Origin of the sequence: Neobacillus piezotolerans (genome assembly GCF_003362805.1) — a bacterium.
GTDB classification, from domain to species: domain Bacteria; phylum Bacillota; class Bacilli; order Bacillales; family Cytobacillaceae; genus Bacillus_D; species Bacillus_D piezotolerans.
Map to the genome: position 1 here is coordinate 217,616 of NZ_QNQT01000004.1, position 14,682 is coordinate 232,297.

At 45.3% G+C, this 14,682-nt stretch carries 16 protein-coding genes; 14 read left to right on the forward strand and 2 right to left on the reverse strand.

Going from position 1 to position 14,682, the window contains the following annotated elements:
* Positions 1–195: 195 nt before the first annotated feature.
* The 14 genes from DRW41_RS12005 (at position 196) to DRW41_RS12070 (ending at position 12,709) form a co-directional block, all read left to right on the forward strand.
* A complete protein-coding gene (locus DRW41_RS12005; protein WP_115452244.1) occupies positions 196–1,425 on the forward strand; it encodes an ATP-binding protein in 1,230 nt (409 codons plus the stop codon).
* 191 nt (positions 1,426–1,616) lie between these two features.
* Complete coding sequence (locus DRW41_RS12010; protein WP_115452245.1) at positions 1,617–2,801, forward strand: HD-GYP domain-containing protein; 1,185 nt, start codon at positions 1,617–1,619, stop codon at positions 2,799–2,801.
* A 148-nt stretch (positions 2,802–2,949) separates the two neighbouring features.
* On the forward strand, positions 2,950–4,131 hold the full coding sequence (locus DRW41_RS12015) for a hypothetical protein (RefSeq protein ID WP_115452246.1): 1,182 nt from the start codon (positions 2,950–2,952) through the stop codon (positions 4,129–4,131).
* A gap of 223 nt (positions 4,132–4,354) precedes the next feature.
* Positions 4,355–5,437 (forward strand): hypothetical protein, encoded by a 1,083-nt coding sequence (locus DRW41_RS12020; protein ID WP_115452306.1) that lies wholly within the window; start codon positions 4,355–4,357, stop codon positions 5,435–5,437.
* A complete protein-coding gene (locus tag DRW41_RS12025) occupies positions 5,424–7,628 on the forward strand; it encodes a molybdopterin oxidoreductase family protein (protein ID WP_115452247.1) in 2,205 nt (734 codons plus the stop codon). Before DRW41_RS12020 ends, DRW41_RS12025 begins: the two co-directional genes overlap by 14 nt.
* Positions 7,628–8,191 carry a 4Fe-4S dicluster domain-containing protein gene (locus DRW41_RS12030; protein WP_115452248.1) on the forward strand — a complete coding sequence of 188 codons (564 nt, stop codon included), beginning with the start codon at positions 7,628–7,630 and terminating at the stop codon, positions 8,189–8,191. Before DRW41_RS12025 ends, DRW41_RS12030 begins: the two co-directional genes overlap by 1 nt.
* A gap of 11 nt (positions 8,192–8,202) precedes the next feature.
* A complete protein-coding gene (locus tag DRW41_RS12035) occupies positions 8,203–8,727 on the forward strand; it encodes a Rieske 2Fe-2S domain-containing protein (protein ID WP_115452249.1) in 525 nt (174 codons plus the stop codon).
* The gene (locus DRW41_RS12040) at positions 8,717–8,917 is read left to right on the forward strand and encodes a hypothetical protein (protein ID WP_115452250.1); all 201 of its coding nucleotides are present in this window, start codon (positions 8,717–8,719) and stop codon (positions 8,915–8,917) included. Before DRW41_RS12035 ends, DRW41_RS12040 begins: the two co-directional genes overlap by 11 nt.
* The gene (locus DRW41_RS12045; protein ID WP_115452307.1) at positions 8,917–9,228 is read left to right on the forward strand and encodes a hypothetical protein; all 312 of its coding nucleotides are present in this window, start codon (positions 8,917–8,919) and stop codon (positions 9,226–9,228) included. The genes DRW41_RS12040 and DRW41_RS12045 overlap by 1 nt, the downstream gene beginning before the upstream one ends.
* Positions 9,215–9,490, forward strand: coding sequence for a hypothetical protein (locus DRW41_RS12050; protein WP_115452251.1), 276 nt, complete (start codon positions 9,215–9,217; stop codon positions 9,488–9,490). The genes DRW41_RS12045 and DRW41_RS12050 overlap by 14 nt, the downstream gene beginning before the upstream one ends.
* A gap of 33 nt (positions 9,491–9,523) precedes the next feature.
* Positions 9,524–10,177 carry a sensor histidine kinase gene (locus tag DRW41_RS12055; RefSeq protein WP_115452252.1) on the forward strand — a complete coding sequence of 218 codons (654 nt, stop codon included), beginning with the start codon at positions 9,524–9,526 and terminating at the stop codon, positions 10,175–10,177.
* Positions 10,178–10,234: 57 nt separating this feature from the next.
* Positions 10,235–10,888 carry a response regulator gene (locus DRW41_RS12060; RefSeq protein WP_115452253.1) on the forward strand — a complete coding sequence of 218 codons (654 nt, stop codon included), beginning with the start codon at positions 10,235–10,237 and terminating at the stop codon, positions 10,886–10,888.
* A 15-nt stretch (positions 10,889–10,903) separates the two neighbouring features.
* Complete coding sequence (locus tag DRW41_RS12065; RefSeq protein WP_115452254.1) at positions 10,904–11,359, forward strand: GAF domain-containing protein; 456 nt, start codon at positions 10,904–10,906, stop codon at positions 11,357–11,359.
* A gap of 15 nt (positions 11,360–11,374) precedes the next feature.
* Positions 11,375–12,709, forward strand: a complete 1,335-nt coding sequence (locus DRW41_RS12070) for a PAS domain-containing sensor histidine kinase (protein ID WP_115452255.1) — start codon at positions 11,375–11,377, stop codon at positions 12,707–12,709.
* Between the two features lie 81 nt (positions 12,710–12,790).
* Here the strand turns inward: DRW41_RS12070 and DRW41_RS12075 are convergent, their stop codons facing one another.
* Complete coding sequence (locus DRW41_RS12075) at positions 12,791–14,317, reverse strand: solute symporter family protein (protein ID WP_115452256.1); 1,527 nt, start codon at positions 14,315–14,317, stop codon at positions 12,791–12,793.
* Positions 14,314–14,667 (reverse strand): DUF485 domain-containing protein, encoded by a 354-nt coding sequence (locus DRW41_RS12080; protein WP_115452257.1) that lies wholly within the window; start codon positions 14,665–14,667, stop codon positions 14,314–14,316. The genes DRW41_RS12075 and DRW41_RS12080 overlap by 4 nt, the downstream gene beginning before the upstream one ends.
* Positions 14,668–14,682 lie beyond the last annotated feature (15 nt).

Sequence of the window (14,682 nt, forward strand, 5' to 3'; positions counted from 1 at the left end):
GGGTCCCTAATAAGGGTCCTCTTTTTTTATGAATAGGTTTCATTACTTATGCGAATTTTCAAAACACCCTAACCTCTAAAACCGCTGGGAGCGAAAAATGACGAAATTTGGCGATTTTTAAAAAAATATGTAATTAACTATTGTGGAAGGTGGTAAAATAAAGAAGAATAAAGTTATTTTTTAAGGGAGAAACCTATGAATGAAAACTTAAAAGATGTAAGACTCGTCTCGGAAGAAGTGAAGGCTCTTAAACTTTTTTTCTATCTTTTTTATCCTACATTTATTGTAGTGGACCTATTTTTATTCCTTGCGTATAGGGGAACCAAATCCTCAGCCCATTATGTGTTAGATCCTTTTGAGGTTGCGTGGTACTATCTTATTGTTTTGGGACTGCTTCCATTATCAATATACTGGATTAAAAGATATTCTCCTTTTTCGGTGAAATATTTGTTTTTTATTTGTTTTTCAATTGTTGACTTTAACTATATAGTCTATGCCTATATGAACTCTCCCGGTAACATTTTAAGCTCGAATTTTGTTGAGCTTATCTTCATATTGCTTGTTCCGACTTTTGTTAATAAAAGATATTTCTGGGTAATTTGCATCGGAACTATTATTAAGTATTTGTTCTGTGGATTGGTCCTTCAGACAACAGAGGTTTTTGTACCTATGGCTCTATACATGCTTATATCATCCATTTCCTTTATTATATTGAATCGATATTCATCCCATTTAATGGCTATTACAGAAGTATATGAAGAACTAAGGCAAAAGGAAAAACTCATTAGCGTTGGACAGATGGCTACAGGAATAGCGCATGAAATTCGGAATCCTTTAACAGCCTTGAAAGGATTTATTCAGCTCCAGCAAGAGACATCGAACAGTAAGGATTATTCTTTGATTATGAATCAGGAAATTGACAGGCTGACTACAATCGTAGATGACTTGATGATTTTGGGGAAACCAAAAAGCGCCTCTTTCACTAAAATTGACTTAAAGGAAATGATTGATTATGGCCTTTCCATAGCCATGCAATTTGCGAGAGGAACAAGGATTACCTTTATAAAGGAGTTCGATGCAAATCCTGCCCTTATAAAGGGAGATGAAAAGCAACTAAAGCAAGTTATCATTAATTTAGTTAAAAATTCAATTGAATCAATGGCTGAGGAAGGTACTATTAAAATTTCCCTGAGGTCATTTGATGAAAACCAAATCGTCCTGTCTATAGCGGATGAAGGATATGGGATACCTGAAGAACACATTAAGAAGTTATGCGACCCTTTTTTTACAACAAAAAAGGACGGTACGGGATTAGGGCTGATGGTAACTAACCAAATTGTGATGGATCATGGTGGAAAAATCGAAATTCAGAGTGAAATAAATACAGGGACAAAAATTGACATTTTGCTTCCAAAGTTGCAGTAAAACGTCCTTTTGTTGAGTTAGTGCTTAACATTTTGGGGGAAATTTCTACTATTATTCATATTTATGCCTCAAGAGCTATGTATTGATAGTGAAAATTGTTTTATAATGTATGGGATACTGTATAAAATGGAAGAAAAACTAGATATTAGCAATAGAGTTAAGAAGAGGACTTTTACTAGCGAGGTATTTACATGCAGAAACCAATTTATGAAAGTTTATTGAATGAGGAACAGAGAACCTTAAAATGGTTTATCGCTCTGTTTTATATTATCTCATTGTTGTTTGATCTTTTTTACGATTTAGTTGTTCCGAAATATATGTCAAATGGTGGAGATTCAATTTCATATTTTTTCGGATATTGGATATATGTATTTTTGTTTGCATTGATTCCAGTCGCAATATATTTAATCAAGAAGAAGAAATCCTATCTAGTAAAGTATGTTTATTTTATTTCTTATACTGTTTTGTATTTAATTAATGATATTTTAACATTTGTAGGAAATCCGGAACTTTATAGAAGTGGAAATCCAGTTGAGATATTTTGGCTATTACTCTCACCAATTTTTGTGAGCACTCCCTTCTTTTTAGTTGTATCGTTAGGTTCATTAGCAAAATATCTTATTGCGGGGATTGTAATTCAAGCCCCGAATGCGTTTTTTGCCATTATGTTAATTGCAATACTGGCTGTTCTAGCCTATATAATATTAAATCGATTCCAATCGTATGTTAACGCAGTTAAAACATCTTATGATCAACAGCTTGTGGGGATAGTAAAGGGAGTCATTTCTACATTGGAGCTCAAAGACCCTTACACAAGGGGTCATAGTGAAAGGGTAGCGAATTACGCCATGATTCTGGCAAAAGAATTGGGCCAATTTTCTAAAGACGAACTAAAAACTTATAATTATGCTTGTCTCCTTCATGATATTGGAAAGGTGAATATTCCTGATAATATATTAATGAAACCCACAGCTCTTACAAAGGAAGAATATGAAATTATAAAATCCCACCCTGAAATCGGTGAAAGAGCAGTTTCTAATGTGGATGGTCTCCAGGGAAGCATTTCAGTTATCCGTTCGCATCATGAACGATGGGATGGCAAAGGGTACCCTGATCAACTTAAAGGAGTGGAAATACCTTATTTAGCAAGAATAACTTCAATTGCGGACGCATTTGATGCCATGACGAGTTCTCGGTCTTATAGAGCAGCTCTGTCTGTCGAGGAAGCTTACAATAGAATATTAGAAGGTAAAGGAACTCAATTTGATCCAGAATTGGTGGAAGTCTTTAAAAGAGTTTTTCCAACATGGAAGGAAATCCATAAAGAATGGAATGAAAACCCTACAGAAAGGTTTTCAAACTTAAACATTGGTTAAAAAGGAGGTGAAATTATGAAAATCCGGAAATTAAAGAAAGTTAAAGTAACCGTTATTCCTTGCTGGTGGTGCTTTTGGCTATAGGATAAATTAAGAGGATGCGTATTTTAAATATGCATCCTCTTATAATTAAGAACAGGTGAAAAAAATGATAAATAAACTCTCTATAGTTAAACTGAATCCTATTATTATAAGGGAAGATAGAAAAAATTATATCGTAGAAGATAGGAAAAATGGCGAGTTTTACGAAATGCCCAATCCTGCTGTTGATGCAATTAATCTTATTAACAAGGGGAAACCACTGGGGGATATTGAACAGATATTAAAGGTTAAATATCCCAATGAAGATATAGATATTATCGATTTTGCCAATCAGTTATTGGATTTAGAATTAATCAGCGAAGTTAATGGCGAATTGATTTTAAAAGAAGTTGATCAATTTGGACCGACTGGATTTCTGTGGATTCCAGAAAGTGTGAGCAGATTTTTCTTTAATAAATATAGTTATATTTTCTATATTAGTTTGTTGTTATTCAATATTTACATACTACTAACGAATCATCACCTTCTGCCAAATTATAAAGATTATTTTATATTTTCATGGATGTCATTAAACATTTTATTATGGCTGGGGATTGGTGGGGCCCTACTCATTTTGCATGAATTTGGGCATATTATCGCAATGAGGGCAAATGGCCTTCCAACAAGATTATCAATTGGCCATAGGCTATTTTTTATAGCCTTGGAAACAGATATGGCCGCCGCTTGGAAACTCCCTTCCGGTAAGAGGAATGTCCTTTATTTAGGCGGCCTCTGTTTTGATATGGTTGCCTTTGCCTGTGCATTGTCTATTCAGTATTTTTATCCAACTGGCCCTGCTTTGCTCCTGGCTATCATGAAGATTTTAGTTATCGATATATTCATCCGCTTCATTTTTCAGTGTGGTGTGTATATGAAAACTGATTTATATTTTGTGATTGAAAATATCTCTGGCAGTTATAACCTTATGGAAAATGCCCATCACTATATAAAAAGTAAATTCAAAAAAGAAGCCAGAAAAGCTGGGGAAGCTGTTTATGAGGAAGAGAAAAGGACGATCAAGTCGTATAGCGTCATCTACTTCATTGGTGTGCTTTTAACCATACTTGTTTTTGTTTTCTATTCCATCCCGCAAATCATCACGACAATGAGCCATTCAATCGATAGGCTCAGCAGCCCTTTATTTTCAAAACCTTTCTTTGATGGGGCGATTGTTTTGGTTCAAACCTTGACAGGTTTAAGCCTCCTCCTCTACTCCTGGTACAAAAAGTACCGGCTCAAAAAAGAATAAGCGATCTAGCCATTTCGGATACCGATCCGGGATGGCTTTTTTGTTGTATGAATTTAAGAGTTTGCCCCCTTATCGCCTCCTTTGTGTCAAAACTTTGTCGGAATCGCCGGAAGTAAGGGAATTTTCCCCCGAGGATGGGGGAATACCCCTATTCAGGAGAAGAACTGGTTTTTTTACAATGGGAGTAACAAAAGAAAGTGCGATTTTTTAAGGAGGAACTCCCATGCAGGCAAATCTTGATACTGTAAAAAAACCTGGCCGGTCTGTAAACGATGCTTTTGCATCCCATTTTGCGAAGTCGATGTTTCTGACGGTACTCGGCCTTGCCATCCTTTCTTTCATTGGTACGAGAATGTTTACCCACGTTGATTTGAACCTTTACGGATATATGGTTGGGACGATTGTTTTCCTCGGTCGATTTTTCTACAGGTTCATTGCCTGGGGAGAAAGGCCACCGACAAAGATTTTTATAAAAAAGGGCATCAAGCTTCTTTTTAGAAAAACGACTCCCAAAACGGCGACGGAGCAGCTGGTTACATACCGGTTCATCTGGAACAGGGGCCTGTACCGCTGGACGCAGCATATCATGATGGGCTGGGGCTGTGTGATTGCGCTTCTCGTAACTTTTCCTCTAGTTTTCAGCTGGATGTACTTTACGATGGCGGACAATGGCATGTACACAATCGTCCTGTTCGGGATGGACATCATGACGGTGCCAGCTGATGGCTTTATTGCGTTTTTATCGTATAACGCCCTTAACATTTCGGCGTTCATGGTCATCATAGGCGTTTCAATGGCGCTGTACCGCCGCCTGAAGAACATGCAGGCGCGCGCGGAACAGACTTTCATGTACGACTTCCTGCCTTTATACTTATTGCTTTTTGTGTCAATAACGGGCCTTGCCCTTACTTTTATCAATATCGTGCTCCACGGATACGGGCACCAAGTTATGTCACTGGTCCACCAGTACTCGGTTATCATCACCTTGATTTACATGCCGTTTGGAAAACTTGCCCACATCCCGTTCCGTCCGCTGAGCGTATTCGCTAGGAACTACCGCGAGCATTACGCGGAACAGGGAACGAAGAAATGCAAGGTTTGCGGAACAGGGTTCGTGTCTGTCGAGCAATCAAATGATGTCATCGGTGTACTCGGAATCAACAATATGGAATTCGAATCGAAGGAAGGCTTCCATCTTGCGGAACTTTGCCTTCCATGCCGCCGGAAGTACCGGATCGCCCAGTTTTCGGGGTTTGCGACCCACCACGTGAAAGTCAAGGAGGCCAATCAGAATGCTAAAGGCTGAGTTCAGGAACGAACGCGATAAATTTTTCAAAGAAGTAGAGAACCTTAACCACCCGAATGAAACGCTCGTAAAAACCCATTGCAGTTATTGCGCGATGCAGTGCGGGATGAACTTGAGGGTAAATACGGTTACGAATAAAATCATCGGCGTTGAGCCTCGTTACGACTGGCCGGTGACGCTCGGTAAAATGTGTCCGAAAGGGGTTACCGCTTACCAGCAGGTTAACCACCCGGACAGGATTCTGAAGCCTTTAATCCGTGATGATAAATCTATAAAAGGAACAAAAGAGGGATTCCGTGAAGCATCCTGGGACGAAGCATATGACCTGATTGTCAAGAACTTCAAAAAGCTCCAGGCGGAATACGGCAAGGATAGCCTGTCTGTATACGGCGGCGTGTCCATGACGAACGAAAAGTGCTACCTGACTGGGAAGTTTGCCCGTGTCGGATTGCAAACACGATACATCGATTACAATGGCCGTTTCTGTATGTCAAGCGCGGCCGGTGGGCTGAACCGTTCTTTGGGAATCGACCGCGGTTCAACTGTTCCTTGGACCGATGTCCATGAAACGGACTGCCTGTTCATTGCCGGAAGCAACACAGCCGAGTGCCATCCGACTTCGATGTTCCGCGTCTGGAACGTCCAGGAACGGGGCGGGTACCTGATTATCGCCGATCCGCGTGAAACACCAATTGCGCGCCGAGCAGATGTCCACCTAGACCTGATGCCGGGGACGGACCTTGCGCTCGCAAACGGCATTGTGAATTTATTGATCCAAAACGGCTATGCCGATGAAGAATTCGTGAACAACCATACGAATGGTTTTGCTGAATTGAAAGAACTCGTAAAAGAATTCACGCCTGAATACACAAGTGAGCTTACGGGCGTCGCCCCGGAAAAAATCATCCGCGCAGCCGAGCTGTTTGGAAAGGCACCAAATGCAATCGTTATGTTCGCCCGCGGAATTGAGCAGCAGCAGAAAGGTGTCGACAATGTTTCAGCCTATGTGAACATGTCGCTTGTCACAGGTAAAATCGGACGTCCGAAAGCAGGCGTCGCAACAATCACTGGCCAGGGGAACGGCCAGGGCGGACGCGAGCACGGCCAAAAAGCTGATGCGCTTCCGGGCTACCGTAAAATTGCCTATCCAGAGCATGTAAAGGAAATCGCTGAAGTATGGGGAATTCAGCCAGAGGAAATGCCTCAGGCAGGGGTATCCGCTTATGAAATGTTTGGTTTGATGGAGCAAAAAACAATTCGCGCTCTTTACCTGCTTTGCTCGAATCCGGCAGTATCCGCCCCGAACCTGAACTATGTCAGGGAGCAAATGAAAAATCTCGATTTCATGGTCTGTGTCGACTTTTACATGTCTGAATCCGCTGAATTCGCGGACGTCATCCTGCCAACAACAACTTGGGCTGAGGACGAGGGGACGACAACGAATGTTGAAGGCCGGATTATTAAAATTAACCGCGCCCAGGAACCGCTTGGAGAATCGAAACCGGACTGGAAAATTCAGGTTGAGATTGCCGAGCTTATGGGACGGGGAGAATATTTTTCCCACCTGAAAACTTCGTTGGACATTTTCAATGAACTGCGCCGCGCATCAAAAGGCGGAATCGCGGATTACTCGGGAGTTACATGGGAAAAGATAGACAAACAGGATGGCGTTTTCTGGCCATGCAAGAGCGAAGACGATCCAGGAACGCCTCATCTGTTCCTAGATAAGAAGTTCTACCATCCGGACGGGAAGGCGAAGCTGTTCGCCCTGCCATACACACCTCCAGCAGAGGAGCCGGATAATGAATTTCCGCTCCGCCTTACGACAGGCCGTGTTGTCTATCATTATCTATCAGGCAACCAAACTAGAAGAATTCAATTTTTGCATGATATGTGTCCGGAACCATTTGTCGAGGTACATCCGGAAACAGCGGCGAAGTACGGAATCGAGCATGAGGAAAAGGTCCTCCTTTTCACCCGCCGCGGTGAAGCGGAATACAAGGTGAAAATCACCGAAGCAATTCGGAAAGATACCATTTTCGTTCCTTATTCATGGGGACATGAAAAATCAATCAACCTACTAACAATCCCGGCGCTTGACCCGATAAGCAGGATGCCGGAGTTCAAGGCATGCGCCGCTGAGATCAAGAAGGTGCAAGCCGTAAATACCGAATTGAAGAAGGTGCAATGATGGATAAGAGGCTTTATATAGAACTTGAAAACTGTATAGGATGCCGCTCATGCCTTGCTGCCTGCACACAGTGCGGCGGGCATGAAGAGCGGAACCGGAACTACGTTTACGACGTAAATCCGCTTGTCGACCGGCAGACGATGCCTCTTATGTGCCTTCACTGCGTGAATCCGGCATGTGCGAGAAGCTGCCCGGCCCAGGCCATCCAGATCCATGAAACAGGCGCGGTCCTCTCAGCCCTCGTGGAGAAATGCATCGGCTGCCAAAACTGTACAATCGCCTGCCCATACGGCATCCCGAAATTTGATACTGAGCAGAACCTGATGTACAAATGTGACTTATGTATCGACCGTTCCAAGGACGGCATCCCGCCAATGTGCGCGAGCGTCTGTCCAACGAATACGCTTCAGTGGCTTACAGATGAGGAAATTGATGCGAAGCGAAAGCAATTCAATCTTGATAATGGCGGCAAATGGGTGACAAGCCTGCCGTACCTTGAAGGCGAAACAAACGTCAAAGTGAACCTGCCTGGCATTTTTCAGGGCGTCACGAAACTGTTTTAGGAGGGATTGGCATGACAGAGAAAAATAATAAAATCCCGTTCGAAGAAGATAACTATACACATAATATAAACCGCAACAACGAGCGGAAGCTGGACCGGCGCGGCTTCATGAAAACCCTTGTCGGCGCGGCGGGCGTGTTCGCCGTCTCCTCCCTTCCATGGGGGGCGATGGCCGCGAAGGAATTGATGGGCCTTGGCGAAAAGGAATACCCGCGCAAAAAGATTGCGAGCCTCGATTCGGTTGCTGTCGGGGATGCAGTTGAATTCGCTTTTCCCGGTGAGCATGACAGCGCGATTATGATCATGCTGTCCGAGACAAAATTCGTTGCCTATCAAAATGCATGCACACATCTCCGTTGCCCTGTTTTTTGGAACAAGGAAGAGAAGGACCTGCTTTGCCCGTGCCACCATGGAAAATTTGACGTTGAAACAGGAGCTCCGACCGCGGGGCCGCCAAGAAGGCCGCTGCCGGAAATCTATGTAAAGGTAGATAAGGGTTCAGTATACGCAACAGGGGTGAAACGCTATGAAGCCTAGTAAAGCAAACTTCTTCATCCTGTGCGCTGTCCTGTTTTTGAATATCGTTTGCACCCATTTCATGGTCCAGCAGTACTTCTTCGAAAACTATGTCAACTCGCTCATTTTCGGAGCCATGAATATCGTGCTTTTCCCGTTCGCCTTGTACATTTATAAGAAGGAACGGAAACAGGAGCGTGAACGGCTATGATGAACAGCGAGACGTACATCGACTTTTGTTTTGCCAGAAAGGGAGAGGGGAACTTTTCTCCTGAAGTGGATTCCTTGTTAAAAGATCTTTTTTCCGGGAAGCGCCTGAACTGGTTCCTGGAAGAAAAGCAGGCCGATGGTGCGGACGTGGTCATTGCCGAAATAAAAGGGATGAGCCCCTTCCAGACAGAAGAAGAGGCAATCGCCTTTATCGAAGCAAATGCCGGGGAACCGTTCTGGCACTATCTGCAGGGGTATAAAATCTTTGTTTATCCTAATAAGAGAGGGTGCGGTAGCTGTGGAACCCATTAAGCTGAAAGAGCTGAAACGCTTTGAAGGTACCGATGTCGAACTGGCCATCACGGACAGGGAAGGCGGCGAGAAAGCTCCTGCCATCAGGAAGACGATCAAATACGTCCTGATGTGCCCGGATGCAACGCACGTGAGATTCTATTTTGACAAAAATAAATTCCTTGCCGTGCCGGTATCGAGTGAGTTTGGCGGAACGGACGAGGAACTGACGGCATACGATGCTGCGAGCGGCCTGTCTTACTCCGTAAAAATGAAGCGGTAAAGGCGGCCCATGGAAAAGAAGGAGGAAAATGGTATGGAGGATTTGACGGGAAATAAAGACATTAGCTCATATATTATCCATTCCCAGGAAGACGAATTAAAAAGAATCGCGCTCGACCTTCACGAAGGTGTCGGCCAAAATCTGTACAGCGTCTTCAATGGCCTTCAATTTATCCAGGCTTCGATACAGGATCCGGGAATGAAGGCGTATGTGAACGAAATGTCCCAGCTAATGGAGCGGACAATCCAGGAAATCCGCCTTCTATCCGTTGAATTGCATCCTCCTACTTTAAGCACCCTAGGCTTCGTTCCTGCGGTTAAAAGCTATATTAAACTTTATACTTCAACTTTCGGGATTCTTGTCGATGTCGAGGTGGAAGGCGAAGAACAGGCCATTTCCGAAAAAGGCAGGATTGCCGTTTTCCGGGTTTGCCAGGAAGCATTGGCGAATATCGCGAAGTATGCGGATACTTGCCATGTCAGCCTTGGAATCCGATGGTCGCATGATTCATTGACCGTGTCCATCAAGGACTTTGGCAAGGGCTTCAATCTTGATGAGAGCGCTATTGCATTCCAGTCTTCCGGCCTTGCCGCAATGAAGGAAAGGATGCTTCTTGCTGGCGGCAATTGCCATATTTCCTCTACAATAGGGGAAGGGACATTGATCGAACTGACCCTGCCGCTGTAAGCAAGCCGGCTGGGTTTTTTTTAAAAAAGCTGTCCGATGAGTAAAGGGGAGTTTGCTTTGATAAAAATCCTGCTAGTAGATGACCATGCCGTAGTCAGGATGGGCCTTTCAATGCTTTTGAATACGCACCCCGATATGAGGGTCGTTGGTGAGGCGTCGGAAGGGAACGAAGGGATTCAAAAAGCCCTGGAGCATAAACCGAATGTTGTTATTATGGACCTAAGCATGCCCCACGGCAAGGATGGGCTTTCGGCAACGGGTGAGCTGAAAAAGCTGATGCCTGAAGTAAATATCCTGATTCTCACGATGCATGACGATGAAGAATATTTGTTCAGGGCGATCCAGGCCGGCGCGTCCGGCTGTATATTGAAGAGCGCCCCGCACGATGAGCTTTTGGCGGCGATCGAGACCGTTGCGAAAGGCGATGCGTATCTGCATCCGTCAGCGACAAAAAGGCTCATGGAAGAGTATATGGGCGCGGTAAGGCAAGGGAGCACCGATACGTTCAATCTTCTGTCCGACAGAGAAAAGGAAGTGCTGACCCTGATTGCCAAAGGTTTTTCGAACAAGGAAATTGCCGAGCAGTTAGTGATTTCTGTCAAAACGGTGGAGACACATAAAGGAAATGTCATGGAAAAATTGCAGTTAAAAACAAGGCCCGAACTCGTCCAATACGCCATTAAAAAAGGGCTGTTGGGATACGGCTTGTAAGGGGAGTTAACCGGGATGAAGGAATTGAGGGGACTAAAGCCTGTCATCGAAAAATGCGAGCAGCTGCGGGAGTCAATTGGCTGCGATTTTGTCGGGCTCGCCCTCCAGAACAGGGTTGGCCTAGATATCCGCTGGCATTTCGCATCAGGCAATCGGAATGATAAATACGAGCGGATTACAGTCCGATATGGTAAAGGAATTGCCGGTAAGGTGATTTCAAGCGGGAGCCCGCTCCTTGTAGAAAACTTTCCGGAGAATATTCTCGGCAAAGCAACCGACTATCCGATCATGCTGGCCGAAAAGCTGATTTCCTCCTATGCGGTGCCTCTGTTTTTCAGGGGAGTGCCGAAAGGGGTCCTGCTGGCCGGGAACAGGGCGGCGAGCTCCTTCAGCATTCAATCGTGCACGGCGGCCAAGGAAACAGCAGCGGCGCTGGAGAAGATTCTTGAAGGGCAAGTGTACTTTGAATGATGGAGGCTCTTTGTGATGACAGAAGACGGATTGATACAGAAGAATTTTGGCGACGGAGTCTTTCTTGCGGACTTTAGCGGCAAGGTCGTTTACATAAATGAACAGGCGCGATTGAAATTTGGCTATAGTGCGAAACCGCTCCAGCAAATGGAGTTTTATTTTCGTGATTTCCTTCCTGATATCGATCTTGGAACTGTGTCTGAAGGAATCGTTACAGGTGCATATGGACGAAATGCAGAGGGGGAGACATTTCCGCTCTTTTTCAGTATGAACAGCTTTTGGCTGGACGGAGATAAATATAGCCTCGTTGTCATCCAGGATATTAAAAACAGGGAAAGGCTTGACAAGGAGCTATCCGAACCGCTGAACGAATTGGTAGACCTGAAGTTCGCGCTAGACCAGTCCGCGATTGTCGCGATAACAGACAGGCGCGGGGTGATTAAATATGTGAATGACAAGTTTTGCGAGATCTCGAAATACAGGGCAGAAGATCTGATCGGCCAGGATCACCGGATCATCAATTCGGGTTACCATCCGAAGGAATTTTTCGCAAGGCTTTGGAGGACGATTTCATCGGGTGACGTGTGGCAGGGAGAAATCAAAAATCGGGCTAAAGACGGCAGCTTTTACTGGGTTGATACGACGATTGTGCCTTTTTTGGATGAAGGAGGGAAGCCGTATCAATACCTGGCCATCCGGTTTGAAATAACCGAGCGGAAGCGGATGGAGGGTGAGCTGCAGAAAATGATGACCCGGATCATCGATGTCCAGGAAGATGAACGTAAGCGGCTCTCGCGGGAACTCCATGATGGCCTAGGACAAAATCTGTACAGTCATTTGATAACAATTAATCGGCTCCTGTCTGAAATCGATCATCCACTTCTCGTCCAGATGCAGGAGGAGGCAATGGAAATGATTGAGGAAATCCGGGACCTTTCCTGGGAGCTTCGTCCATCAGTCCTCGATGACCTTGGCCTTGTCCCGGCCATTCGTTCCTTTTTAAACCGGTACTCGAGCCATTACAAGATTTCCGTCCATTTCGAGTGTGTCCTTGGCCGGCGGCTTCCGGCAGGCACTGAAACAACGGTTTACCGCGTCATCCAGGAGGCGCTGACCAATACCCGGAAATATGCGGATGTGGATGAGGCCTGGGTCGTCATCCGTGAATACGATGATGCCGTCCGTGTCATAATTGAAGACCGGGGAAAAGGGTTTGTTGTCAGCGGCGGCCCACGGGGGGTCGGCCTATTCAGCATGGACGAACGCGCCAAGGCATCGGGCGGCGAGCTTCAAGTACTATCTGAGCCAAATAAGGGGACGAAGGTAATCCTTGAAGTCCCGGTGGGTTGATGAATGTGGGTTTATGATATAAGGAACGTAAATGAAAACAAGAAAACCGGCTGCGGGTATCCACAGCCGGTTTTCATTTTTTTATAGACCAGTATTCGCCTTTACGAGAATTTCATCGAAATTTCTTGCATCTTCCTTCTTAGAGGATAAAAGGGTGCCGATGATGGCGGCTAAAAAGCCCATTGGAATGGAAACGATTCCTGGGTTTGTCAGGGTAACGAGCGGTTCTCCGACCAGAATGGCCGCACCAGCTTCAGGTGACCATATATTTGGTGATATCGCAACCATGAGCAGGGCGCTTGCCAAGCCAACAATCATCCCGGTGATGGCGCCGGCCGTGTTGAACTTTTTCCAAAATATCGTCAGTAAAATAACAGGCAGGTTCGCGCTCGCGGCGACGGCAAACGCAAGGGAAACAAGGAACGCCACGTTCATCTTCTGGGCAAACAGGGCTAAAAGGATTGACAGGACCGCCACCCCGATTGAAGCAAAGCGAGCCACCTTGACCTGCTGTTTTTCCGTAGCGGTTCCCTTTTTTAAAATATGGGCATAGAAATCATGCGCGAACGCGGATGCCGCGGAAAGCACCAGCCCTGCTACCACCGCTAGTATTGTCGCGAAGGCGACCGCCGAAATGAACGCAAACAGGAATTCTCCTCCAATCGCTTCCGCGAGAAGCGGCGCGGCCATATTCCCTGCCGCGTTGGCGGCGACTATTTTATCATAGCCGACGAATTTGGCGGCACCGAAACCGAGGAATACCGTCATCACATAGAAGATGCCGATGATCCATGTTGCGTAGATTACTGACTTCCGGGCCGTGATTGCATCCTTTACTGTGAAAAAGCGGATTAGGATATGAGGAAGTCCGGCCGTTCCCAGAACAAGGGCAAGGTTGAGCGAAATGGTATCCAACGGATTTTTGAACTTATTGCCAGGGTTCAAAAAGGCCTCCCCCAGCGGAGTCGCTGCCTTCATTTCGTTGAACATTTTGAACACGCTGAAATCAAATTTTGCGAAAACGATGACGGAGATAATGAAAGTCCCCACCATTAGCAGGACGGCTTTCGCGATTTGCACCCAGGAGGTGGCGGTCATGCCTCCGAAAACGACATAAACGGTCATGAGCGTGCCGACGATGAGTACAGAATATATATAGTCGATACCGAGGAGCAGTTTAATCAGCGCCCCCGCGCCAACGAGCTGGGCGATCATGTAAAAAATCGAGATTGTGATCGTATTTAGCGCAACGACCCCGCGTACTTTCTTTTCCTTAAATCGGGCGGCAATCATGTCGGCCATCGTAAATTTCCCAAGATTCCTTAATGGTTCAGCGACGAGATAAAGGACAACAAGATAGGCGACTAAAAAACCGATGCTATAGAAGAACCCGTCGAAGCCGGAGAGCGCGACCATCCCGGCGATTCCGAGGAAAGACGCCGCTGACATATAGTCGCCTGCGATGGCGAGCCCGTTCTGGAAACCTGTAAGGCTGGAATCAGCAGTATAAAAATCGCTTGTCGTCTTTGTCCGTTTTGAAGCATAATACGTGATTACGAGCGTAAGGAGTACGATAAACAAAAATAGTGAAAACGCGACAGTGTTCATTTCCGGGCCCTCCGTCCAACATTCTGCTTGATTTCCTCGACTAACCGGTCAAACCCGGCAGCTTTTTTTGTATAAATGATACATAACGCCCATGTCATGATGAATTGGGCGAACGCGAATACCCATGCCCAGCTGATTGGGCCTACCGCGGGGGTGTTCAGGATGGTTGAATAGGCGGTCAAAAAAGGAAGCGTGAAGTAAAAGGCCATGAAGAATAAGCTGGCTGGCAGCAAGAATTGCCGCTTTTCCCGGAGCAATTGCTGGAAGGAACTCGATTGGACGATTTTTGAATAGTCTAAAGAGGGAGAAGAAAGATCTTTTTCCTTTAATTGCCGTTCTTTCATTGCCATGAGCATTTCCTCCTT